General features: G+C 58.0%; 20 protein-coding genes and 1 pseudogene. 2 read left to right on the top strand and 19 right to left on the bottom strand.

Annotated elements, in window-relative coordinates; translation table 11 throughout:
• Positions 1 to 237 precede the first annotated feature (237 nt).
• From ccsB to SIB58_RS06120, 7 genes and pseudogenes are all read right to left on the bottom strand, one after another.
• Positions 238 to 1,194, bottom strand: coding sequence for a c-type cytochrome biogenesis protein CcsB (gene ccsB, locus SIB58_RS06150; RefSeq protein ID WP_066906318.1), 957 nt, complete (start codon positions 1,192 to 1,194; stop codon positions 238 to 240).
• A 49-nt stretch (positions 1,195 to 1,243) separates the two neighbouring features.
• Positions 1,244 to 2,410, bottom strand: coding sequence for an LptF/LptG family permease (locus tag SIB58_RS06145; RefSeq protein WP_082823294.1), 1,167 nt, complete (start codon positions 2,408 to 2,410; stop codon positions 1,244 to 1,246).
• Positions 2,407 to 3,135: an LPS export ABC transporter ATP-binding protein gene (gene lptB, locus SIB58_RS06140; RefSeq protein WP_066906320.1), complete on the bottom strand. Its 729-nt coding sequence runs from the start codon at positions 3,133 to 3,135 to the stop codon at positions 2,407 to 2,409. The genes SIB58_RS06145 and lptB overlap by 4 nt, the downstream gene beginning before the upstream one ends.
• Positions 3,132 to 3,521, bottom strand: coding sequence for an LptA/OstA family protein (locus tag SIB58_RS06135; RefSeq protein WP_066906322.1), 390 nt, complete (start codon positions 3,519 to 3,521; stop codon positions 3,132 to 3,134). The genes lptB and SIB58_RS06135 overlap by 4 nt, the downstream gene beginning before the upstream one ends.
• A gap of 120 nt (positions 3,522 to 3,641) precedes the next feature.
• Positions 3,642 to 4,001 (bottom strand): DUF309 domain-containing protein, encoded by a 360-nt coding sequence (locus SIB58_RS06130; RefSeq protein WP_066906324.1) that lies wholly within the window; start codon positions 3,999 to 4,001, stop codon positions 3,642 to 3,644.
• Positions 3,998 to 5,799 (bottom strand): annotated as a pseudogene (gene typA / locus SIB58_RS06125) (translational GTPase TypA). The gene SIB58_RS06130 and the pseudogene typA overlap by 4 nt, the downstream one beginning before the upstream one ends.
• A gap of 184 nt (positions 5,800 to 5,983) precedes the next feature.
• The gene (locus SIB58_RS06120; protein ID WP_067325665.1) at positions 5,984 to 6,736 is read right to left on the bottom strand and encodes a M15 family metallopeptidase; all 753 of its coding nucleotides are present in this window, start codon (positions 6,734 to 6,736) and stop codon (positions 5,984 to 5,986) included.
• A 107-nt stretch (positions 6,737 to 6,843) separates the two neighbouring features.
• Here SIB58_RS06120 and chlP point away from each other — a divergent pair, with 107 nt between their 5' ends.
• Positions 6,844 to 8,217 carry a geranylgeranyl reductase gene (gene chlP / locus SIB58_RS06115; RefSeq protein ID WP_066906330.1) on the top strand — a complete coding sequence of 458 codons (1,374 nt, stop codon included), beginning with the start codon at positions 6,844 to 6,846 and terminating at the stop codon, positions 8,215 to 8,217.
• 46 nt (positions 8,218 to 8,263) lie between these two features.
• Here the strand turns inward: chlP and glyS are convergent, their stop codons facing one another.
• Positions 8,264 to 10,423 (bottom strand): glycine--tRNA ligase subunit beta, encoded by a 2,160-nt coding sequence (glyS, locus tag SIB58_RS06110; protein ID WP_066906332.1) that lies wholly within the window; start codon positions 10,421 to 10,423, stop codon positions 8,264 to 8,266.
• Between the two features lie 115 nt (positions 10,424 to 10,538).
• On the opposite strand from glyS, the gene SIB58_RS06105 reads away from it, so the two are divergent.
• On the top strand, positions 10,539 to 12,308 hold the full coding sequence (locus SIB58_RS06105; protein WP_066906607.1) for an NADPH-dependent assimilatory sulfite reductase hemoprotein subunit: 1,770 nt from the start codon (positions 10,539 to 10,541) through the stop codon (positions 12,306 to 12,308).
• On the opposite strand, the gene SIB58_RS06100 is transcribed toward SIB58_RS06105, so the two are convergent.
• The 11 genes from SIB58_RS06100 to SIB58_RS06050 form a co-directional block, all read right to left on the bottom strand.
• Entirely contained in the window at positions 12,281 to 13,009 is a 729-nt protein-coding gene (locus SIB58_RS06100) for a M15 family metallopeptidase (RefSeq protein WP_066906334.1), read from the bottom strand. The genes SIB58_RS06105 and SIB58_RS06100 overlap by 28 nt on opposite strands.
• A gap of 62 nt (positions 13,010 to 13,071) precedes the next feature.
• Entirely contained in the window at positions 13,072 to 15,606 is a 2,535-nt protein-coding gene (gene recG, locus SIB58_RS06095) for an ATP-dependent DNA helicase RecG (RefSeq protein ID WP_066906336.1), read from the bottom strand.
• Positions 15,567 to 16,679, bottom strand: a complete 1,113-nt coding sequence (locus SIB58_RS06090) for a hypothetical protein (protein ID WP_231857019.1) — start codon at positions 16,677 to 16,679, stop codon at positions 15,567 to 15,569. The genes recG and SIB58_RS06090 overlap by 40 nt, the downstream gene beginning before the upstream one ends.
• A gap of 44 nt (positions 16,680 to 16,723) precedes the next feature.
• Entirely contained in the window at positions 16,724 to 17,383 is a 660-nt protein-coding gene (gene tsf, locus SIB58_RS06085; RefSeq protein ID WP_066906340.1) for a translation elongation factor Ts, read from the bottom strand.
• Positions 17,384 to 17,471: 88 nt separating this feature from the next.
• Positions 17,472 to 18,188 (bottom strand): 30S ribosomal protein S2, encoded by a 717-nt coding sequence (rpsB, locus tag SIB58_RS06080; protein WP_066906341.1) that lies wholly within the window; start codon positions 18,186 to 18,188, stop codon positions 17,472 to 17,474.
• A 135-nt stretch (positions 18,189 to 18,323) separates the two neighbouring features.
• The gene (locus tag SIB58_RS06075; RefSeq protein WP_066906343.1) at positions 18,324 to 19,256 is read right to left on the bottom strand and encodes a glycosyltransferase family 2 protein; all 933 of its coding nucleotides are present in this window, start codon (positions 19,254 to 19,256) and stop codon (positions 18,324 to 18,326) included.
• A gap of 89 nt (positions 19,257 to 19,345) precedes the next feature.
• Positions 19,346 to 19,501: a hypothetical protein gene (locus SIB58_RS06070; RefSeq protein ID WP_006850288.1), complete on the bottom strand. Its 156-nt coding sequence runs from the start codon at positions 19,499 to 19,501 to the stop codon at positions 19,346 to 19,348.
• Positions 19,502 to 19,536: 35 nt separating this feature from the next.
• Entirely contained in the window at positions 19,537 to 20,262 is a 726-nt protein-coding gene (locus SIB58_RS06065; RefSeq protein WP_066906345.1) for a DevA family ABC transporter ATP-binding protein, read from the bottom strand.
• Positions 20,263 to 20,266: 4 nt separating this feature from the next.
• Entirely contained in the window at positions 20,267 to 21,439 is a 1,173-nt protein-coding gene (gene devC, locus SIB58_RS06060; protein WP_066906347.1) for an ABC transporter permease DevC, read from the bottom strand.
• Positions 21,436 to 22,275: an HlyD family efflux transporter periplasmic adaptor subunit gene (locus tag SIB58_RS06055; RefSeq protein WP_369818628.1), complete on the bottom strand. Its 840-nt coding sequence runs from the start codon at positions 22,273 to 22,275 to the stop codon at positions 21,436 to 21,438. Before SIB58_RS06055 ends, devC begins: the two co-directional genes overlap by 4 nt.
• 68 nt (positions 22,276 to 22,343) lie before the next feature.
• A complete protein-coding gene (locus tag SIB58_RS06050) occupies positions 22,344 to 23,078 on the bottom strand; it encodes a phycocyanobilin:ferredoxin oxidoreductase (protein WP_067325668.1) in 735 nt (244 codons plus the stop codon).
• Positions 23,079 to 23,096 lie beyond the last annotated feature (18 nt).

Below are 23,096 nucleotides of genomic sequence, written 5' to 3'. Positions count from 1 at the left end.
CTTCACTTTGTATGTCTTATGCGCAAATCAACGATTCCTATGCGCAACTTAGTGATTGCTTATGTGAAGCAAACGTAGATGCCCTGGCACCAATATTTTGTAAACCATTTAAATGGTTTCACTTCTTTTAGAGACTGTATTACTGTACTGACATACAAGACTAAATAAAATCACTGATTTACACGGAAATCCAGCGGTAACAACGGCGTAACAACAGAGAAACCTAGTGTTTAGCGGTTATCCGAAAAACCATCCATAACTGTGCAAACCGATGCCCAGCAGATTGACCCCGATGTAACACACAACAATCACCACCAGACCTGATGCCGCAACCAGTGCCGGACGACGACCCTGCCAGCCGCGACTGAGACGGGTATGGAGATAGGCGGCATACACCAGCCAACAAATCAACGCCCAGGTTTCCTTTGGATCCCAGCTCCACCAGCTTCCCCAGGCCTCATTCGCCCAGACGGCACCACTGATGATGCCCACTGTGAGCAACAGAAAACCAACCGTGATGGTGCGATAGCTCAGGCTGTCGAGCTGTTCAGTGCGACTGAAATGAATGGATGAAAGCTGAACTTCCGGTGGATTTTGCACAGCAACACCTCCTTCTGTGGCCAAAACCTTTGGTCGCCGATAAGCGCCGGTTCCAATGGAGCTGCTGCGGAGTTCCAGTTCCTCTCCACGGTCTGTCAGCAGCACCGCAACGGAGAGCAGTGAACCCACCATGAGTGCCGCATAACTGACCATGATCACACTCACATGCATCACCAGCCAGCTGCTGCGCAGAGCAGGCACAAGTGGTGATGCCTGCTGGAGCTGGTCAGGGAGTGCGAAACTCGCAAAGGCGATACAGCCAAGCCCCATCGGTGTGGCGGCAGCTGCCACCAGTGGCGAGGACCAGTTGCGTTCGACCAGGAGCTGGGTGAGTGTGCAGGCCCAGGCAAGAAAACAAAGTGACTCGTAGAGGTTGCTGATCGGAAAATGTCCGGATTGCCACCAGCGCAGCACAAGCTGGGCGGTCAGAAACAGGTTGGACAGTGCGATCAGTGAGCGGACACCGCTCGAGCTACGACCGTTGGACAGAGCCCAGAAACTCCAGGGGAGTGCTGCCAGCAAGAGCGCAAAGGCCATCAGACCCAGAAGCAGAACGGGTTCGGAGACGATCGCTTCCAGACCGGAAAAGCCCATCCAATACCTCAAGCAGAGGACTCACTGGTGTTGATTCTGACGGTCTGGCTCATCGACTGGCCTGTCTGAGTAAGAAACCGCCACCGCCGAGGCAGATCAGGATCGGGCTCCAAGCAGCCAGTATTGGTGTCAGTGTTCCTTTGACACCCAGTGCACTGAAGCTTGAAGCAAGCAGGTAATACGTCAAAATCATCACGATGCTGAGCGCAAAACCCTGACCTCGATTGGTTCGATTATTTGGTTTAGAGCCAAGGCTTGCTCCAATCAACCCGAAAACAAGGCACGCCATGGGAAAAGTGAATTTCTCCTGGATTCGAACCTGTAATTTCCTTGCGCCCTTCAAATCACCGGAGTTCTGAAGTAACTGCTCGGCCTGCAACGCCTCAGCCACGGTCATGTTGCGTGCATCCTTCGGCAGTTGGGCGATCCTGATCGGTGCTGCACTAAGCGGGTACAAATACCGATCGAAATCGGCAGAAGTGGTGCTTCCTGATGGGGTCAACGTCAGGATCTGACCATTCAAAAATTCCCACTTCGCTTCCTGTTCATTCCATTGGCCTCTTTCAGCCAGCAACATCTGAGTGAAGCCGACCCTGGAGAAATCAAGCAGGGTGACCCTGGTCATGATTCCGTCTTCGAATTTGCCCGCATAGAAGAGCTGAAGCAGACCTTTGCTGGACGAACCATCAGGTTCCTGCACACGCCCAAAGCGTGGATAGATGATGTTGTTACCTTTCTCAGTGGAGATAGCCCTGCCAAGAGCACTGCTCAGGGTCACTTCCGCCAACCGGTTACTGCGCGGCACCAACACGTCGTTGAACAGAAAGGTGAGGTTGGTCATCAGAAAAGCCAGCACCAACGCAGGAATAATCATGCGTGTTGAGGTGACACCAACACTGCGCAAGGCTGTGAGTTCACTGTTGCTGGAGAGTCGGCCATAAGCCAGCAACGTGGCAAACAGGGTGGCCATCGGGAAAGAAAGAACCAGGAAGCTGGGCAGACGCTGCAACAACACCTGTATGGCAATCAGCACAGGCAGATTTTTTTCAGAAATCAGACGAACCAGCTCGAACAGCGCCCCCACCGTGATGGCAAGCACTGTGAACATGGCGATGGCAAACAGAAGGGGGCCGATCAACTCGCCGAGCAGCCAGCGATCGAGGAGCGGAATCCTGCGCAGTTGAGTTTGAATTCTCTGAATCAAAGCCTCAATCACAGCTGAAATCCCTCGCCGAGGTAATGACGGCGCACCAGAGGATCCGATGCCACCTGATCCGAGAGCCCTGAAGCCAGAACGCTGCCGTCCGTAAGGATGTAGGCCCGATCGGTGATGGACAGGGTTTCCCTCACGTTGTGATCGGTGATCAGAATTCCCATCCCCCGTTGACGCAACGCCTGAATCAGTTGCTGCAGGTCAGCCACTGCCAGAGGATCCACACCGGCAAAGGGCTCATCCAACAGCAAATAACGCGGTCCTTCAAGGCCGACCGCCAGGGCACGGGCCACCTCACAACGACGACGTTCGCCACCGGACAGCTGGAAACCCTTGCGATTCAGAAACGGCTGCAGATGAAAATCGTCGATCAGTTGATGCAGGCGTTCACGGGCCTGAGGCTTGGCAAGACCGGTCTGTGACAGCACGAGCTCCAGGTTCTCTCGCACCGTTAATTGTCTGAAAACACTGGGTTCCTGGGGCAGATAACCGATCCCGAGTCGTGCCCTCTCAGGCATCGAGAGGCTGGCAACGGGATGTCCATCCATCAAGACCTCTCCCTGATCGGGCTTGAGCAGGCCGATGACAAGGTTGAAACTTGTGGTTTTACCAGCACCGTTAGGGCCTAGAAGACCGATCACTTCACCCGGTTCCAGCGTCAGCGTGAGGTCTTTCACCAGAGGTCGACCTCCCAGGGAGAGAGAGACCCGATTGAGACTGAGACTCATGGCGTCAGCGGGGTCTGCGCTGGCTGATCAGGGCGCAGGATCATGGTGGAGCGAACCTGCTCGCCACTCGGCGGTACAGCCACAGCCCGTTCATCCTCAAGGTTGTAGGTCACACGTTCTGCCCTGAGTGAGCTGCCATCTTCCTGCACGACGTCGACATCACCACTCAGCACCAGGCGGCCCTCGCGACTGAAGTACTGAGCTTGACGGGACGTCGCCACCATTCCGCGCGAGGGGTAAACGATGCGGACATTGCCGATGGCGGTGACCACACCCGTGATGTTGTCAGCCGTCTGGCTGTCGGATTCGATGGTGATCAGACCATCGTCCGACGGTGAACCCTCCAGAGGCGCGACAAACTCCTGTGCCAGCGAAGGTCCTGCCATGGCAAGAACCAGACCCGCGCAAAAGCTCAAGCAACCACGGAGCACAGTTGTCGATCGCCGAAACGGAAGGAACACGATCGGTCCAGGCGCTGAGGAAAGGATGTGTCATAGTCCCACGAATCACTCCGCTGCAAGCAGTCGGGGTGGCGGAAGAACCTCTGGGTCCGAGCCGGACTGAAGGGCGCTCAGGCGGTCAGCGACCGCCTTATGCAACGCCGTGAGGTCAAGCCCCAGAGCAGTGGGTAATGAGGGTCTGAGGCGACCGATACCCTCACCGAGAAGAATGGTGGCTCCTCGTGTATTGCCCCGTTCGAGGTGCACATGCGCGACAGCGATCTGCACAATCGCCTGAATCAACTTGCGATCGGGATCGATCTGTTCGTGCCAGATCTCCTCAAAGGCATCGTGGGCCTCGTACCAGGCTCCGGAGTTGAACAGCTCCAGAGCCAGCGGGAAACGGGGATCGTCAGCCGGACTCAACGCTTGGCCATCTTCTTCGCAGGCAGTTTGCGCAGACGAATCGATTCCGGAGTGACCTCGAGCATTTCGCCGGGACCGATGTATTCAAGGGCGCGTTCGAGCGTCATCTGCACGGGAGCCTGCAGGGTGTCGAGTTCTTCAGCACCGGCGGAACGCATGTTGGTGAGCTGCTTCGACTTGCAAACATTGATCTCTAGATCCTGAGGGCGATTGTTCTCGCCGATGATCATGCCTTTGTAGACCTTGGTGCCCGGGGCAATGAAGAACTGCCCGCGATCTTCAGCGTTCTTGAGGGCATAGAAGGTGGCAGTTCCTTCCTCAAATGCGATCAGAACACCGTTGCGGCGGGTGTCGAAATCACCCGTCATTGGCCGGTATTCAAAAAAGGAATGGCTCATGATCCCTTCACCACGGGTGGCGCGAATGAATTCACCGCGGAAACCGATCAGGCCCCGTGAAGGAACAACAAATTCCAGCTGTGTTCGCCCATCAGAACTGGTTTCCATATTCTGCATCTCAGCCTTGCGTGATCCCAGTTTTTCAATGCAACTTCCCACAGCTGCTTCAGGAACATCCATCACAAGGGTCTCGACAGGCTCACAGGGTGTGCCGTCGATGGTCCTGAAAATCACCTGGGGCTGCGACACCTGGAATTCATAACCCTCGCGACGCATGGTTTCGATGAGGATGCCGAGGTGCAGCTCACCGCGACCACTCACTGCAAATCTGTCAGGTGAATCCGTGTCTTCAACCCGGAGTGCAACGTTGGTCAACAGCTCTCGCTGGAGACGGTCTCGCACCTACGGCTGGTCACGAACTTGCCTTCTTTGCCTGCAAAGGGTGAGTCGTTGACCACAAAGGTCATCTGCAGGGTTGGCTCATCAACCTTGATGAGTGGCAGAGCCTTGGGTTCATCGGGACAGGCAATCGTCTCGCCGATGTTGACCTCGTCGAACCCGGCCACAGCCACCAGATCACCGGCACTGGCTTCAGCGATTTCAACCCGCTGCAAACCTTCAAAACCAAGCAGTTTGCTGATCCTCCCCTTCTTGAGGTTGCCGTCATCTTTGATCAGAACAGCATTCTGACCCTGCTTGATCACGCCGTTGTGCACACGGCCAATGATGATCCGACCAAGAAAATCGGAGTAATCAAGCGTAGTGATCTGTAGCTGGAGAGGTTTGGTGGAATCGCCCACCGGAGGTGGCACATGGCGCAGAATCGCATCGAAGAGCGGACGCATGGTGTCGCTCTCGGTTTTCATGTCGGGCTTGGCGAATCCGCCCAGGCCACTTCCGAATAGATAAGGGAAATCACACTGGTCGTCGTCGGCGCCCAGCTCGAGGAACAGATCAAGCACCTTGTCGACAGCAGTCTCAGGATCAACCCGAGCACGATCGATCTTGTTCACAAAAACAATGGGCCTCAGACCCTGTTCGAGTGCCTTTTTCAGCACGAATCGTGTCTGAGGCATCGGACCTTCATTGGCGTCAACGATCAGAAGGCAACCGTCCACCATTCCGAGCACACGCTCGACTTCACCACCGAAATCAGCGTGTCCTGGGGTGTCAACAATATTGATTCGGGTGTCGTTGTAGGTGACAGCCGTGTTTTTGGAAAGGATGGTGATTCCGCGCTCGCGCTCCAGGTCGTTGGAATCCATGACGCAGGTGGGAACTGCTTCGTTGTCACGAAAAATGCCTGACTGGGCCAGCAGTGAGTCGACCAGGGTCGTCTTTCCATGGTCAACGTGGGCGATGATCGCGATATTGCGAATCGCCTTTTGCTGGGCGCTCATAGGGGTCTGTAGGGGGCGGAATGTCTCTGAGCGCCCGCAGGCGCAGTCGACGCACCCTATCTCAACGTGAGATCGTTTCGGGTCGATGTGGACGGTCTGGATGAAGGTTGCTCCGGCTCAAAGCTCCAGATCAGAGCAATCCAGCTGTGCTGACCGACAGTCGGATCAGCGTCAATCACGACCATCAACCCCCGTTGGCCAGGCGACGTGCGGGTTCAAACCTACGCAATGCATCTGCTGAACCTTCAAAACGCCAGTGCCAGGGCTCATAACTGACACCCTGCGAATTCACAGCAGGGAAAGAGAGCGTGAAGTGATAGCTAGCGGCATGATCCTGAAGCCAGCTGAAGGCGTAGGTCTGCTGAAAAGAAGTGGACAGATTCGTGGCCGGGTCGTCTCCATCACCGAGGTCGACGGCATAGCCGGTGCTGTGCTCGGAATACCCAGGTGGAGCCGAAACCTTGGCCCGCTCCGCAGCGGTTTGATTGCGCTCGGATTTGACGTCGAAGAAAATACTTTTCTGGAGGTCCTGGGAGCGATAACCGCTCAGCAACCTCAGATCAACACCATCGGCTGCAGCGGCACGACGCATGGCATCGAGTGAAATGGCGGCATCTCGATGCAATTCAATTCCCGCCTCCACTGGCACCAGTTGATCGACAATCGCCTCCGGATAGGGGAAATGACCGAGCAGGCGACCATCACGGCCTGGCTGTTCATCAATGCCCTCAACCACCTGGGTCTTGGAGCCGAAGGGCAGCAGCTCCGGAAGGAACAGCACCGTGGCCAGAGACAGTGAGAAGACAACTCCACAGGCGAGCAGAAGTCCCAGACCACTCCCACGCTTCGGTTGTGAGGAACGCCTGCGGCGGGCGATGGGGATGTCATCGCGGCTGCTGTCACGCTTCCTGCTTCGGGTTGCGACAGCCCGGGACAAAAGAACACCTCACTGATGTTTCGATCGTAAGGGGGTGCGCCAGTACCAGCAGCGTAAGGACTGATTGCGGTGTAGCTTCGATTTAGAGTCCAGCGGAGAGTGCTGAGATGCTGAGAGTTGCTGTCATCGGCGGAGGTCCGAGCGGATCCTGCGCCGCTGAAGTGCTTGCAAAAGCTGGCATCAACACATGGCTGTTCGAGCGCAAACTCGACAATGCCAAGCCCTGTGGAGGAGCGATCCCACTCTGCATGGTCGAGGAATTCGAACTTCCCGAATCGATCATCGATCGAAAAGTCCGCAACATGAAGATGATCTCCCCCTCCAACAAGGAGGTGGACATCAGGCTGGATCCACTCGGCTACGACAACGATGCCTACATCGGCATGTGTCGTCGTGAGGTTTTTGATGCCTTCCTGCGCAACCGCTCCGCCGAGCTAGGGGCGACTCTCGTGAATGCGCTCGTACAGAAAATTGATACCGGAACCAATCGTCAGGGCCCATACACCCTGCATTACGCCGACTACAGCAATGGTGGTCCCACCGGAGAGCTGAAGACTCTGGAGGTGGATCTGATCATTGGCGCTGACGGTGCCAACTCCCGCGTCGCCAAGGCCATGGATGCCGGTGATTACAACGTGGCGATCGCTTTCCAGGAACGCATCAAGCTGCCTGCCGAGGAGATGACCTACTACGAGGATCTCGCCGAGATGTATGTGGGCACCGACGTCTCACCTGATTTTTATGCCTGGGTGTTCCCCAAGTTCGACCACGTTGCTGTGGGAACAGGAACGATGCAGCAGAACCAGTCGCTGATCAAAGGCCTTCAGAAAGGGATTCGTGAGCGTGCACGCAAGCGTCTGTTCAAGGGTGAGGTGATCAAGGTCGAAGCCCATCCCATCCCCGAACATCCCCGTCCAAGACGGGTCGTGGGTCGAATGGCCCTGGTTGGCGACGCCGCTGGCTATGTCACCAAGAGCTCCGGCGAAGGGATTTACTTCGCAGCCAAGAGCGGACGGATGTGTGCGGAAGCCATCGTGGAGATCTCCGCGAATGGAAGCCGCATCCCCACGGAAAAGCAGATCAAGTCGACCTACCTGAAGCGCTGGGACCGGAAGTACGGCGCCACATATGCGGTGCTCGACATACTCCAGAGGATTTTCTACAGGAACGACGCCGCCCGGGAAGCCTTCGTGGAAATGTGCGATGACCGCGATGTTCAGAAGCTCACCTTTGACAGCTACCTGTACAAGCGGGTGGTGATGATGAATCCCTGGCAGCAGGTCAAACTCACCCTGCGCACGGTTGGCAGCCTGTTGCGCGGTCAGGCCCTTGCACCGTCCAACTACGGGTCTGTTCCCTCAGCGGTGGGACGCACAGACGGTGACTTCCTGGCGGAGGAAGCGGCCCAGGCGATCAAATCGCAAAGCAATGAAGACCACGCCTCAAGCGGCGAAGAGCGTTCAAAGGTCACCACCAGCTGATCCCATCAGCGGCTGAGCTCATCATCTGTTGAGATCAGCCGCTTGTTCAGAACTGGATGTTGTCGAAACGCGCCAGAACGGAAGCCTGATTGCGCAGGACGCCAAGCAGGTTCAGACGATTGCGTCTCACAGCATCGTCATCAGCCATCACCATCACGCTGTTCTCACCGTCGAAGAAGGCTTCAAGCGCTCTGGCAGCACCCTGAAGCTCAGACGCCAGGCCACGATAATCACAGGCCTCAGCTAGCGGCCCGAGCGTCTGCAACTGGTTCAGCAGATCAGACTCACTGGGTGAATCGAACAACGAGGCTTCGATCACTGATCCCGGAACCAGTTGAGAGGTGTCGAGATCACCTTTCTCAGCAAGTTTGGATGCGCGTTGAACCACTGCCTGAACGGCCTGAAGCCGATCGCCATCCCGCAGTTCCTGCAGCAATAAAAGTCGTTCACGGGCATCGACCGGATCCTGAAGCAGACGGGCGCTGCTCACCCCCTCTCCGCTCACTGCCTGCACAAGGTCAGGAGGAAAACCATCCTCCTCGAACTGAGACACCATGCGTTGCCGCAACAGCTGGCCCAGATCATTGGCAAGACCAGCGGCATCGAACTGAAACGCCGGGAACAGATCTGCCCAGTGATCTGCCGCTGTGGTCAGCAGCGTCTGCAACGGCAGCCGCCAGCCACGGTCCCAGAGAATCTGAACGATCCCATTGCCGGCGCGTCGGAGCGCATAGGGGTCGGACGAACCCGTCGGGCGCTGACCTTTGGCGAAAATGCTGAGCAGAAGCTCAAAGCGCTCGGCCAGCGCCAGCAGGGCACCGGCATCGCTGGAAGGGGGTGCGTCCCCCGCACCAGCGGGTTGATAGTGCTCCGCCACTGCCAAGGCAACATCACGGTGCTCCCCCTCTTCGAGCAGATATTTACCGCCCATCAGCCCCTGCAGTTCTGGGAATTCACCCACCATCTGGCTGACAAGATCGTTCTTGCAGAGATGGGCTGCACGGCGTCCATGGTCTGCCAGTGAGTCGCTGGTTGCGAGGGCCTGAACCAGCTGGTCCATCACCCAACTGATCCTCACAGTGCGATCCAGCAGGCTGCCGAGACCTTCAGCGAACGTGACGCGATCGAGCTCCTGACGCCGTTGCTCGCTGGGCTGACGGCGATCAACGTTGAGGAAAAACTCAGCATCCGCAAGACGGGCACTGAGAACTCGCTGATTACCGCTGACAATCGTCATGGAGGCATCAGGCAATCCGTTGCCGACAAGCAGAAAATCGGACCTCAAGACGGTTCGAGCGCTGAGCTGCAGCGGATCGGCAGTCGTGTTCGGTTGCCTGAGGGGGACATAGCGTTGATGCGACTGCATCACCGTGACAATCACTTCCGGGGGCAAATCCAGATACTGATCTGCGATTTCACCCTTCAGCACGAGGGGGGCTTCCACCAGATCCACCAGCTCCTGAAACAGGCTTTCCGGACAATCAGCCTCACCTCCGCAGGAGGCGGCCTCGGCAGCAATGGAGCTGCGGATCACTTCGGCACGCTGATCGCGGTCCACCATCACACCGGCTTCAGCAAGACGCAATGGGAGTTGATCCGCAGACTTCAACTCAGCGAGCGAGTCATGAAGACGATGGCCTCGACTGTGACGACCACTGCGCACAAGAGGATCAGAGGCGTCGAGAGTCACAGGAATCAGGGCCTCACCCAGCAGCGCCACAAGCCAGCGCACAGGTCGACTGAACCGCTGCTCTCCGCTTCCCCAGCGCATGAACCGACGCCCCTGAAGGCTGTCGATCCACTGGGGGATGAAGTCCTGCAACAGAACATTGCTCGCCTGACCAGGGGTGCAGACGCGAGCAAACAGACATGGACCCTTGGGCGTATCCCGGGTTTCAAGCTGCGAGGGGTCCACGCCGCAACGCTTGGCAAAACCAAGAGCAGCCGGTCCTGGCTGGCCGTCAACAAGAGCCTGGGACACAGGAGGGCCCTTGCGATCCTCCTCCAAATCAGGCTGTGAATCGATGAGATCGCTGATCTGAACTAGCAAACGACGTGGTGTTCCCGTCACCGTGAGCGCTCCATGGTCGAGCCGCAGTTCCTTCAGATCAGTGCGGACACGCCGCTCCAGCTGCTGAAGCGCTGAGCGCACGAAATCGGCCGGTAGTTCCTCGGTGCCGATCTCGAGCAGAAACGTGTTTGCCACTCCACGTGCCAATGCAGGTGGCGACTTTATGAGACGCCGCTTCGCTAGTTTCAAATGCAACAACGGTGCACGTGTGAGCGACGGACTGACAGCCACATCCAATGCGCAGGAGGCCATGGTGGCTTCTGTGCTGGATGGGCCTGCAGCGCGCACGGAGTCCATCGACACAGCGCTCTCAAAAGCTGAGAAAAGGAAGCTTTACAGCGGTCATCTGCGCGAACCGCTGCAGTCGGAACTGCTCAACGAGGACATCCGTTTCAGTGAAGATGCCGTTCAGCTACTGAAATTTCACGGCAGCTATCAGCAGAACCATCGCGAACTGCGCAAAACCGACAAGGTGCGCTGCTGGCAGATGATGCTGCGCCTGCGCAATCCAGGTGGCCGGGTTCCTGCTGACCTGTTCGCCGCTCTCGATGACCTCTCCGACCAGTACGGCGATGGCACCCTGCGTGCGACAACGCGGCAGGCCTTTCAGATGCACGGGGTGCCTAAGGGTGACCTGAAGACCGTGATCGGCACGATCATCACCAATCTGGGGTCAACCCTGGCCGCCTGCGGTGATATCAACCGTAACGTGATGGCACCCCCTGCGCCGTTCGAGAAGGGTGCCTACCCGGCAGCAAGGGCACTCGCTGATCAAATCGCTGATCTGCTCAGTCCTGAAGCAGCGGAGGGGTCCTACCTGGACATGTGGATTGACGGCGACCACAGCTACCGCTTTCAGCCAGCCAAAACCGTACGTAAGGCCCGCAGCCGTCAGCAGAAGGGAGGCGTCTTTTCCGGCAGCGGAGCCGAACCTCTCTACGGGGACACCTACCTGCCCCGCAAATTCAAGGTTGCCGTCACCGTGCCAGGCGACAACTCCGTTGATCTGCTGACACAGGACATCGGACTGGTGGCTTTTGCCGATGCCTCAGGAGCACTGAAAGGCTGCAATGTCTATGTGGGGGGCGGGATGGGCCGGACCCACAACCAGGAGGACACGTTTGCAAGAACCGCCGACATGCTGGGTTACGTGAAGGCTGAAGACATCTTTGATCTGCTGCAGGCGATCATGGCTCTGCAGAGGGATCACGGAGATCGTGAAGTCCGCAAGCATGCCCGTATGAAATATCTCCTGCATCAGCGGGGGATCACCTGGTTCAGATCAACACTGAAGAAGAACTACTTCAGAGGTGAACTGAAGGGCCTCCGCCAGGAACCGGTTGCCAAGCTCCAGGACTACCTGGGTTGGCACCGTCAGAAGAAAGGTCTCTGGTTCGTCGGACTTCCGATGATGTGTGGACGTCTCGAGGGTGCGGTGAAAAATGGCTTGCGCAAGATTGTGCAGACCTATCAGCTGGAAATCCGCCTGACGGCCAATCAGGATCTGCTGCTCTGCAACATCGGTGCCGCACAGAAAACATCGATCAAGCAGGAACTCGCAGAACTTGGGTTTGAGCTTCCAGGCGAACCAGCCCCGCTGGCACGTCATGCAATTGCCTGCCCAGCCCTACCCACTTGCGGGCTGGCGATCACAGAGGCTGAGAGGATTCTCCCCGAGGTGCTTGACCGCCTGGATGCGTTGTTGCAGAAACTGGGCATCGACCAGTCGGTGCTGGTGCGCATGACCGGATGTCCCAATGGATGCGCCCGTCCCTATATGGCCGAACTGGCTCTGGTGGGCAGTGGTTTGAATCAATATCAGCTCTGGTTGGGTGGGACTCCGAATCTTCAGGTCCTCGCCAGGCCGTTCCTGCAGAAGATGCCCCTTGATCAACTGGAATCAACGCTGGAGCCCTTGCTGATCAGCTGGAAACAGTGCGGAGTGAGGCGCAGTTTCGGAGCTCATGTCAACCGACTCGGAGACGAGTTGGTTCAACAGCTACTAGGAACAGAGGCATAGATCGCTCCTGGGGTCTGTTGTTGCCAGGCCCAGAGCTGATCACCGTGGCTGAAGTGCCACCACTCATTGGGATGTCTGGCAAAACCAGCCTCGGACATCACCTCGTTGAGCAGACAGCGACGACGGTGCCAGAGAGCCGCCTCACTGCGAGGGTTCGCCCCAGCTTCCTCAGCATGGTGATCAGGAATCGACTGATCGCCGATGGCATCGATGTCACCACCCATCTCCAGTGGATTTCCAGAGCAGTCCGCAAGGGTGAGATCAACAGCTGCACCGGTGCTGTGAGGAGGCGGTGTGCAGGGATCCGGACTCGGAGGAGCCCAGAACCGGGCCACATCCTTTTGCACCTGTTCAAGCGCTGCAGCCATCAAAGGGTCGGCGGCATCAATGCCCTGTGAGCGACATTGCTCCTGAACGGCGTACTCAACCATGAAGGCCTGGACACGAATCGGCCTCCACGCATCAAAGATCGCCAGCTGCACCGTGCCGACCTCCGGGTCAGGGCGCAGCGAAAGAAGGGTCTGCGCAGCAACCAGACGCTCCAGAACGCCGGAGCGCAATCGATAGGGATCGGCATCCTCGCCATAAGGGGCTCCCACGCAGGCATAGGGATGGGGCTCAAGGCACAGAAAGCGAGGCTTGAGCGACACAAGCGGTTCACCGCAATCGTCGATCACCACATCGCTCCAGGGACGACGCATCCGATCTCAGAGCGCAAGGCAGCCATCGTATGGGGAGATCCTCAGCAGCGAACCGATGCGATTCAGTTGAGCTGAGCCGACGATGTCACACGACTGCGCTGCTCATCGAGAAGACGCCTGAGCACGGCGTACTCCCTGAGCTCGGGATCCTCACGCAGGATGTCTGCAGCTTCTTCGCGCGCTTCCTCAAGCACCGATCCATCATCAGCCAGGCTTGCCAGCGCCAGATCCGGCAGGCCGGATTGACGAGTGCCAAGGACCTGGCCAGGTCCACGCAGCCGCAGATCCATTTCAGCGATCTCGAAACCGTCGGTGGAGCGCACCAGAACCTCCAGCCGTTGGCGGGCGAGGGGGTTGCGGCTGTCATTGATCAGCAGGCAATGGGAGGCAGCCGCGCCACGACCGACACGACCCCGCAGCTGATGCAGCTGCGCAAGGCCGAAACGGTCGGCATGGTCGATCACCATCACGCTGGCCTCCGGCACATCCACTCCCACCTCCACCACGGTGGTTGAAACCAGAACCTTGGTCTCCCCTGAAGCGAAGGCTCTGATCACGGCCTGCTTGTCCGCACTGGCGAGACGTCCGTGCAGGAGTCCTACCTGAAGATCAGGAAACACCTCATCGGTCAGCTGCCTGTGCACATCCACAGCAGAACGCAGATCCATCTTTTCGGACTCCTCCACCAGTGGAAGCACGACATAGGCCCTCTGGCCCTTGTCCACCTCGTCCCGGATCAAGTCGTAGGCCTCGTGTCGATTCGAGCCGGTGATCATGGCGGTGCGAATCGGCGTCCGTCCAGGCGGCAATTCATCGATCTGGCTCACATCCAGATCACCATGCAGGGAGAGCGCCAAGGTGCGGGGAATCGGCGTTGCCGTCATGGTGAGCAGGTGAGGCTGCAACCCCTTGCCGAGCAGACGGTTGCGCTGACGCACACCGAAACGGTGCTGTTCGTCCACAACCACCAGGCCAAGACGGGAGAAAGCCACCGGATCCTCCAGCAGGGCATGGGTCCCGACCAGAATTTTGCAAGCACCTGAACCAACGTCAGCGAGGATCCTGCGGCGTTGTTTCTGAGGGGTCGAACCCGTCAACAGCTCAACGCTGACATGCAGAGCTGGCATCCAGCCGCAGAGACTGCGGTAGTGCTGCTCAGCGAGCACCTCGGTGGGAGCCATCATTGCCCCCTGCCATCCGGCCTGAATGGCTCGCAACAGAGCAGCCACTGCCACGACAGTCTTGCCGCTGCCCACATCCCCCTGAACCAGTCGAGCCATCGGTTCCTGCCGGTTCAGATCCGCCTCGATTTCCGCCAGAACCCGCTGCTGCGCAGCAGTGAATTCGAATGGCAGCATCGCCAGGAACCGACCCAGCAACCCATCACGATCCGATGCGCTGCTGGTCAGGGAGGGGGCGGAGCGCTGCTTCAACGCCGCGCGGCGTTGCATCAAGCCGAGCTGCAGCAACAGAAACTCATCAAACACCAGGCGATGCCTGGCCTGCTGAAGTTGATCGGACGACTCAGGACGATGAATCGCCACCAGGGCCCGATCGCGACTGAGCAGCTGCCGAGCATCGCGCCGCACCCTGGGAAGAGGCTCCGGCCAAAGACGCACCGCTGGCAGGACGCGTTCGATCAGTGCACGAAAGCGATCCGCCGTTAGCCCTTCCGTGAGCGGATACACAGGCAGAAGTCGGCCGATGCGGCTGGAACGAAGTGGTGCTTGAGCATTTTCCATCACTTCGATCAGTGGATCCTGAAAACTGATTCCATAAGGCCCGCTTTTGACGAGGCCACTGACAGCAACTGTGGCGCCATTGGGATACTGGCGGGTCTGACCATGCAGATAAGAGGGATTACTGAACCGCTTTCCAGCCAGGAAACGGGTCACCTTGATACGTCCTGTCGGATCCTGAAGCTGCAGCTCAATGATCGACAGATTGGGATTGCGCGGACTGGTGAAGCCGTGGCAGCGACGCACGGTGGCCACAATCGTGGCTGTTTCACCCGGCACAAGGGCATCTATTCGTCGCAGCGCCGAATAGTCGACGTAATCCCTGGGGTAGTGGAGGATCAGATCACGCACCAACAGGAGCCCGAGGCTGGCCAACCGTTCAGCAAGTTTCGGCCCAATGCCTTTCACCTGAGCCAGTGGACTGTCAAGACCCGGTGCGGCCTGAGTGGATGGAGAAGACGACGAGGATCGTTGCGCAACCTTCAGACGCGGTGGAGCCATGGGTGCTGATGGTTCCAGCCGCTGGCGCAGGGCATGAAGCCACTGCCTGACCAGCGTGACCTGTCGGCGGCGAGCTGGATCATCCAGGGATGCGTAGTTAGCGAATCCCTCCGCCAAAGCCTGAAGACGAGGGGGAATATCGCCAGGCAGAGGAATCTGCGGAGGAGTTGCCAGCTCGCGCTGCATGAAGCTGTGAAAGCGTTCATTGCGGCCCTGAAGATTGCTGAAGCCGCGTTCAACCTCGAGTGACAGCGCCTGCTGCAGGGGTCGGATCCATACCAGAAACCGTTCCAGAGCCTGGTAGTCCAGGCCGGCATTCAACTGAGTTGAGGAGTTTCCGGCTGGTTGGGCCACCAATGATTCTGGACCTCTCGGACACTGGCGCGACGCTGCCAGTGTCGCTCCTTCAGCAGCAAAGTGCCTAGATCACGACGTTGCAAGCGCAGGCGACTGCGACTGCGTCTCAGAGCATGGTCATCGAACTCAAGCTCGGATGGGCGCATCAAGATGCAGGCGGTGTCTATCGCCTGGTCGTCAACGACCATCGACAGAGGCAGGGTCAGTCTCAGCACATTGGAGGGTGCCGACTGGGATGGCAGCTGACCACTGTTAACGGCATCCAGAAGCTGTATGGGAAGCAGGCTGCGTGTCACCCCCGCTCGCATCAGCTCAACATTCACAGCATGGGACACATTGCGCAGCCTGCGGATCAAGGCGGAATCCACTGAATCCATCCAACTCAACAGGCCGCTTGCGGTCGAAGGCATCAACTGATCGCTCGACTGAGCCAACGGGTCCAGATGGGATTCGTCTGGTTCAGGACCGCCCTGCAGCTCCTGGGAGGACTCTCCCTGTTCCAGAGATTCACCGGCCATGACGAACAGCGATCGCAGGATCTCCAGTTCGGACATCTCGGACCCTGAATCAGCTGATGTCAGTGACTGAGTCTCCTTGACATCGGAACGATCCACCAGATCATCAGCCGTCGAGCGAGGATCGTTCGGCAGCAGACCCTCCAGCAGATCTGGGCGTTCCAGCGGCAGATCCAGTCCCAGCTCAATGCCTGGGGATGGTGCTTCAGTCACAGCTGGCTCAACGCTGCTGGAGGAACGATCGGCGAGATTCTGAAACTGCTGGATGCGGGATCGCCGCTCTTCATCCTGCAGGCGCGCGGCCAGAACGAGCAGCTGCTCAATAGTGATCATCGATGAAGCACGCTGAACGAGTGCATCGATCCGTTGCTGCAACAACGTCTGACGCTCTGAGAGCGATGCGCGTTGCAGAGGGGAGAGCGAGCAGAGCAGGTGGCGGATCGCCGCTTTGACAGCGATAGGCAAAATCCGACGCACCAGTTCCAGATACTGGGCCTGCTCTCTGTAAAGAAGTGGAGCCAGTGAGTTACACCGCTCTTGCAGACGTGCAAGTTGCACGCCTGGATCGTGCGCGTGACGACTCCCCGGTAATCCCGTCAAGATCAGCCTTTCGACATGGAAGCGACTTCTGCAGCGAAGTCGGTCTCTTCAATCTCAATGCCCTCTCCGAGGGTGTAGCGGGTGAATCGACGCACCTTGACGTTTTCACCGATCTTGCCTGCTGTCTGCTTCACGAGGTCCGCCACGGTCAGGGAGCTGTCTTTGATGAAAGGCTGTTCCATCAGGGCCAGTTCCTTGAGGCGCTTGTTGATGCGGCCCTCAACAATTTTTTCTTTCATCTGCTCAGGCTTGCCTTCCAGATCATCACGACCCATTTCGATCGATTTCTCGCGCTCACGGATCTCAGCAGGAATCTCATCGGTGGTGACGTATTCCACACCAGGACAGGCAGCAACCTGCATGGAAACGTCGCGCAGCAACTCCTGGAACATGTCGCCACGCGCGACGAAATCGGTTTCGCAGTTGATTTCGATCAGCACACCGACACGGGCACCCGTGTGGATGTAGCTGCCGATGGCTCCCTCAGCAGCAGTACGACCAGATTTCTTTTCAGCGCTGGCGATACCTTTCTGACGAAGCCACTCAACAGCTTTGTCGGCATCACCATCGGTTGCTGCAAGAGCTTTCTTGCAGTCCATCATTCCAGCGCCGGTCTTGTCGCGGAGTTCCTTGACGAGCTTGGCGGATACGGCAGCAGCCATCGGATGTGTTGGTGAAGGACGTTGGGACAAAAAGATCCGCCTTCCCGCTCGGACGGGAGGGCGGCGTGAACTTAGCGGCTAATGCGACTCAACCTTGGTTGTCGGAGCCACGCTGCTCGTTGGAACCATGACGACCTTCGTTGATGGCATCAGCGAGGCGGCTCAGCACCAGCTGCACTGAACGCACAGCATCGTCATTGCAAGGGATTGGCACCTCGCAGAGATCGGGGTCGCAGTTGGTATCAAGCATCGACACCAGAGGGATGTCGAGCTTGCGGGCCTCGAGCACAGCATTGGTCTCGCGACGCTGATCCACCAGGACCACCACATCTGGGAGTCTGCGCATGTTCTTCAGACCGCCGAGGTACTTCTGAAGACGATCCAGCTCCCGGCGAAGCACAGCTGCTTCCTTCTTCGGGCGCATGGCGATCGCACCGCTGGACTCCATCCGCTCCAGATCCTTGAGGCGGTCAATCCGGGCCTTCATCGTGGTCCAGTTGGTGAGCATTCCACCCAGCCAACGTTGGTTCACATAGGAAGCGCCACAACGTGCAGCTTCATGAGCCACGACTTCGGAAGCTTGTTTCTTGGTGCCGACGAACAGAAACCGCTTGCCGCTCCTGGCCGCAGTCCGTGTCCATTTGTAGGCGTTGTTCATGCAGACAGCGGTCTGCACGAGGTCAATGATGTGAACTCCGTTGCGCGCGCAATAGATGTAGCGCGACATCTTGGGATTCCAGCGACGGGTCTGGTGACCGAAATGGGCACCAGCTTCCATCATCTCGGCGAGAGTGACGACAGCCATGGTTGTTTAGAGGTTTCGGGTTCGCCTCCACCTGTCAGGGATGGTGTGATGAACCGAGGTTCAGATCACAACCAGCACCCGAAACAGACAGGTGTGTGGTTTGAAGGTACCCGGCGAATTTAACAAAGCACCGGCTCAGGACAGCCCTGCCTGACGCGCTTCTCGATACAAAGCCTCGACACCGATCCGGTTGAGCGGAAGTCTCAGCAGCTCGAGTGCCAGGGAAGGTTGACCCAGGCGGATCAACCAAGCCAGCAAGGGCCTCAGAGTGCGTTCGTTAAGCAAACCTCCCAAGGTCAGCAGCCCCCACAGCAGCCGATGCATCCAAGTGAACTGGATGATCATTCGCACCCGTCGACTCGGATGCTTTCTGTAGAACACAAGCCCCATGCGGGCGCGCTCGCGTTCGACCCTGATCAGGTCGGGGATCTGCGCAAGGCGAAAGGCAGGATGCCAGTGATAACCAACGGCTTCAGGACAGCGCACCAGCTGCACTCCCATCTGACGTAACCGTTCACCGAGTTCGAGGTCCTCCCAGCCGTACAACCTGAATCCCGTGTCGAACAGGCCGGACCGTTCCAGCACCTGTCGATCGATCGCAACATTACCGGTTGCGAAATAAGCCCAGGACAGATCACGCAACTTGTGACGCTCTCCGGTTGGATTCTCGAAATCAGCGGTGTTGATCACCGCGCCGTAGGTGAAACAGAGACGATTGCCGGACCGCTGCCATTGCCTTGCAAGCGCTCGCGCATGACTGGCCAGGAATGTCGGTGTCACGACCAGATCACTGTCGATGAACACGATCACGTTGCCGCGGGAGTGGGCAACACCACGGTTGCGTCCCTCTGCCGGCCCCCCATGACTTTGCTCGATCAAGCGCACCCTGGCGAAAGTCGCCGCAGATGTTCGAAGCCAGTCGGGCGTGCCATCGGTGGATCCGTCATCCACAACGACCACTTCGTAGTCATCGATCTCGTCACAGGCGTTCTGGTATTGCAGAGCACGCAGACATTTCTCGAGGATGTCGCGTCGGTTGTAGGTGGGAATGACGACGCTGATGAACATCCGCCCGCTCGGTGAGCCGTAGTGAGCCAGCCTAAAGGCAAGAAAAAAGGGGCCTCAGCCCCTCTCAGATCAGGTTGATGGGAAAACGATCAGTCGGCGGCTCCACCATTGTTGGCAGTTCCTGTCACACCATTGCCGGCGCCTTCACCACGGCCATCGTTGCGCATCTTGCGCTTCTTGAATTTGCGCGCATAAGCGCGGTTGCGCTCCTGCTTTTCCTTCTTGAGGTTTCTGCGCTTGGCCATTCTTGAATCCGGAACTTCTTGATGTTCACCCCAACTTACTCAATGGCCTGAAGCAAACGGCCATCCTCCATTTTCACCAGCCGATCAGCAACATCAAGAATGCGCGGGTCGTGAGTCACCATCAGCACGGAACAGGATTGCTCGCGAGCAAGACGCTTCAGTAATTCAACGATCTCCCGACCGGTGCTGCTGTCAAGCGCTGCCGTGGGTTCATCGGCAAGCAACAGCTGGGGCCTGGCCGCCAGAGCCCGGGCAATGGCCACGCGCTGTTTCTGGCCTCCCGAAAGGTCCTGAGGAAGCTTGCTGAGGTGATCCTCCAGTCCCACGGCCCTGAGCCACTCCCTGGCCTGATCACGGCGACCGCGGTAACTGAAACCCTCGAGCAGATCGGCTCCCATCTGCACGTTCTGCTCGGCGGTGAGGCAGCGCAGGAGGTTATGACCCTGAAAAATCATGCCGATCCTGCGGCGAAGCAGCTGTCGTTGTCCCCGGCCGGCACCCTGGAGCTGCTGACCGAACACGCGCACATCACCCTGCTGAACCTGACGAAGAGCGCCGATCAAAGTCAGAAGGGTGGTCTTGCCACACCCTGATGGACCGGTCAGCAGCACCACTTCACCAGCTGCGATCTGAAGATCAACCGACTGAAGCACCTGTCGTCGCGTTGACCCACGCCCATACCAGTGGCTGAGGTTTTCGATCCTCACTGTGCTGATCAGATCAGCTCCCTGCTGTTGCGCTGGATGGGAAAGAACCGTCATGGCCTCAGAAAATCTCCGCCGGATCGGCATCTACCAGACGGCGCATCGCCAGACCTGCCGATGCCATGCACATGACCAGAATCATGCTGAACACCGTCATTGCACGGCTGAAATCCATGGCCACGGGGAGCGCCGTGGCACTTCTGACCAACAGATAAAGCCCCTGCCCGGCTGCGTAAGCCGGCAAATACCCGAAGAGAGCGAGCAGCAGTCCCTCCCGTACAACCACACCCAGAAGGGTTCTGAGCTTGTAGCCCATGGCCATCAGAGTGGCGTACTCAGGAAGATGGTCACTGACATCGGAGTACAGCACTTGATAGACGATCACGCAGCCGACAACAAAGCCCATGGCAGCACCAAGCGTGAAGATGAAACCGATGGAAGTGCTGGTGCGCCAGTAGTTCTGCTCGAAATCAATGAAACCCTGCTTGGTGAAGACAGTGACGTCTTCGGGTAGCAGGGCGTTGAGTTTCTCCACCACTGCCTCGGGGTCCGAGCCAGGCTGCAAACGAACCAGTCCAACCTCGATGCTTCCTGGTGGAGTGTTGGGAAGAAGATCGAGGAATGTTTCGCTGCTTGTGAGCAGATTGCCATCGGCACCGAAGGAGCTGCCGAGCTCGATCAGACCGGCCACACGCACCCTTTTCCCTGAAATCTCACTCTCAACTGTTCGTCCTGAGCGGAACCATTCGGCGACGGGACCAAACTCAGGCCTCGACTTTTCGTCGAAAAGAACCCGACCTTTCTGGGTTAATACCTGGGCCTTGGGAGCCAGGGTCGGATCGATAAACAGAGGATCCCCCGGTTCGAAGCCGAGAGCAAGGATTGAACGGGTGCCGCGTGTCTTGGGATTACGCCAGAGCAACAGGTTCCAATGCACCGGCGTGATGCCCTCGACCTCAGGCAATGCCATGGCCTGCACCAGACGGCGTCGAGGAAAACCAGCCATGCTCACTGAACTGGTCGAGCGTGGACTGATCAAAACAATGTCGGCATCGAACAGTCGATGAACGGTGACGCTGGCATCGAACAGTCCGTCGCGGAATCCCAGCTGCATGAACATCAGAATTCCCGCGAAACTGATTCCGGCCAGCGCAACAGCCAGACGAACCGGCTGACGCACCAGCATCAGTGAAGCCAGTGGAATTCGTCGGCCGCTCAGGAAGCGGCCGATCATGAGGACCCGAATCGGGCGATCACCTTCAGGCCCGACAGCCTCGATACGCGCTGAGTGGATTCTGGATCCAACCTGACCAGGACCTCAACGATCCTGGCGTCGGCATCGCCGGTGGGATCCGTGGACAACACCTGTCGCTGACGAACCTGAGGACTGATGCGCTCAACCGTTCCCCGAAGCTCTCCCTCGAAACCGCCGTTCTCACTGATCAGAATGACGGGCTCTCCAGCCTTGATGCGATTGATGTCCGACTCATAGACCTCGATTAGAGCCTCCATCGACTGACTGGCTCCAACTTCCATGACACCTTCAGCCCCAGGACGCTCACCCACCCGGGCACGAAGCTTGAGAACAGTGCCATCGATTGGAGAACGAAGTTCGCTGTCGTTCAGATCAGCTTCAAGCTTTCTGCGCTCGGCGATCAACTCCACCTTTTTGCGCTCAAGCATGGTGAGTTCATTCTGTTTTTCCTCGAGCAAAACAACTTTCGCCGCACCCTGCCGGGCAGCCTGGGCAATACGGGCCACCTCCTTTTTCTTCAGAGGAATCTCTATCTCGGTACTGCGAATCTTCTCGTTGAATGAGGCAAGATCCGCTTCGATCTTCGGCCTGTTGTCGAATACAGCGAGGACTTGTCCTTTGCTAACCGGATCGCCTTCCTTGACCAGCAGCGACGACACCCTCGGTGAGCCACCAAAACCGCTCACCGGCGCAGCCAGACGACGCACCTCACCTGCGGGCCTGAGACTTCCAAGGGCTGCAACAGACTCCGGCTGTCGGGTCGCCAGCTGCTCCGCGTCTGCGACAGGGGTGAGGGGTTGCGGACGGCGCAGCATCAGAATTCCACCAGCAACAGCAAGGACCGCCAGAGCACCAACGCCGAGCCAGATCCGACCCAATCCGCTCAGGGGCACAGAGGCTCGTCGAAAAGCAGCTCCTCGATGTACCGATCCGCCCATACCGTCCCGAAGGCTTTCTCCAGAACCCGCCGCGTTTTGTCGTTGCGTTTCTGTTGCCGGCAATAGGACACCTGTCCGTGATATCGGGCCAGAGTAGAAGGAGCGCTGGGGTCATCGGGCTCCGCGGCCTGCACGGCATCACCCAGAACCTGGAGGTAATCGTCGACCAGTTCCACAAACCAATCCTCTTCCTGTTGGTTGACAGGGCGGATGAATCGCACGAACGGCGAGAAAATCGTCGCCCAGGTGGGAAGTTCTCGCACCTGTTGGAAGGCAGGAATCACAGCGGCTTCAAGCCCACATTGAATGCGTTCTGGCAGCTGATCCCCGACTGGGGAAAGATCGATGATGGCGGCGGAGATCCCTGCGGGGCTGGCGACGATATCGGCACCGAACACCGGCAGATCAAAGCGAGGATCGGGGAAGAAGACACAATGAAGAATCTGGAGCCCGAGTCCAAGTCGTGCGATCTCCAGGTGCAGTTTGCGAAGTCCTCGGCAGGAATGCACCTCGTTACGGATAAACAGATCCTCACCGTCGAGGGTGCCGATGATCTCCTCGAGGTCACTCGACAAACCGAGTGGACTGAGCTCCGGGAAGCCTTTCCTGCACTGACGGATACGAGCAGCCATAGCCATCACCAGCGGATGCAACTCCTGACCGCTCGGGGACGCAGGCATCAATCCGATCCGTAATTG

The organism is Synechococcus sp. MIT S9504 (assembly GCF_047497135.1).
In the GTDB taxonomy this organism is placed as follows: domain Bacteria; phylum Cyanobacteriota; class Cyanobacteriia; order PCC-6307; family Cyanobiaceae; genus Synechococcus_C.
This window is presented reverse-complemented; position numbering and strand designations above follow the sequence as displayed.

What these genes read in the sequence shown, in the direction of transcription:
- ccsB (WP_066906318.1), bottom strand. Translation starts at nt 1,194, where the DNA reads ATGGGCTTTTCCGGTCTGGAAGCGATCGTCTCCGAACCCGTTCTGCTT.
- lptB (WP_066906320.1), bottom strand. Translation starts at nt 3,135, where the DNA reads ATGAGTCTCAGTCTCAATCGGGTCTCTCTCTCCCTGGGAGGTCGACCT.
- SIB58_RS06135 (WP_066906322.1), bottom strand. Translation starts at nt 3,521, where the DNA reads ATGGCAGGACCTTCGCTGGCACAGGAGTTTGTCGCGCCTCTGGAGGGT.
- chlP (WP_066906330.1), top strand. Translation starts at nt 6,844, where the DNA reads ATGCTGAGAGTTGCTGTCATCGGCGGAGGTCCGAGCGGATCCTGCGCC.
- SIB58_RS06105 (WP_066906607.1), top strand. Translation starts at nt 10,539, where the DNA reads ATGGTGGCTTCTGTGCTGGATGGGCCTGCAGCGCGCACGGAGTCCATC.
- SIB58_RS06100 (WP_066906334.1), bottom strand. Translation starts at nt 13,009, where the DNA reads ATGCGTCGTCCCTGGAGCGATGTGGTGATCGACGATTGCGGTGAACCG.
- tsf (WP_066906340.1), bottom strand. Translation starts at nt 17,383, where the DNA reads ATGGCTGCTGCCGTATCCGCCAAGCTCGTCAAGGAACTCCGCGACAAG.
- rpsB (WP_066906341.1), bottom strand. Translation starts at nt 18,188, where the DNA reads ATGGCTGTCGTCACTCTCGCCGAGATGATGGAAGCTGGTGCCCATTTC.
- SIB58_RS06075 (WP_066906343.1), bottom strand. Translation starts at nt 19,256, where the DNA reads ATGTTCATCAGCGTCGTCATTCCCACCTACAACCGACGCGACATCCTC.
- SIB58_RS06070 (WP_006850288.1), bottom strand. Translation starts at nt 19,501, where the DNA reads ATGGCCAAGCGCAGAAACCTCAAGAAGGAAAAGCAGGAGCGCAACCGC.
- SIB58_RS06065 (WP_066906345.1), bottom strand. Translation starts at nt 20,262, where the DNA reads ATGACGGTTCTTTCCCATCCAGCGCAACAGCAGGGAGCTGATCTGATC.
- devC (WP_066906347.1), bottom strand. Translation starts at nt 21,439, where the DNA reads ATGATCGGCCGCTTCCTGAGCGGCCGACGAATTCCACTGGCTTCACTG.
- SIB58_RS06055 (WP_369818628.1), bottom strand. Translation starts at nt 22,275, where the DNA reads ATGCTGCGCCGTCCGCAACCCCTCACCCCTGTCGCAGACGCGGAGCAG.
- SIB58_RS06050 (WP_067325668.1), bottom strand. Translation starts at nt 23,078, where the DNA reads ATGCCTGCGTCCCCGAGCGGTCAGGAGTTGCATCCGCTGGTGATGGCT.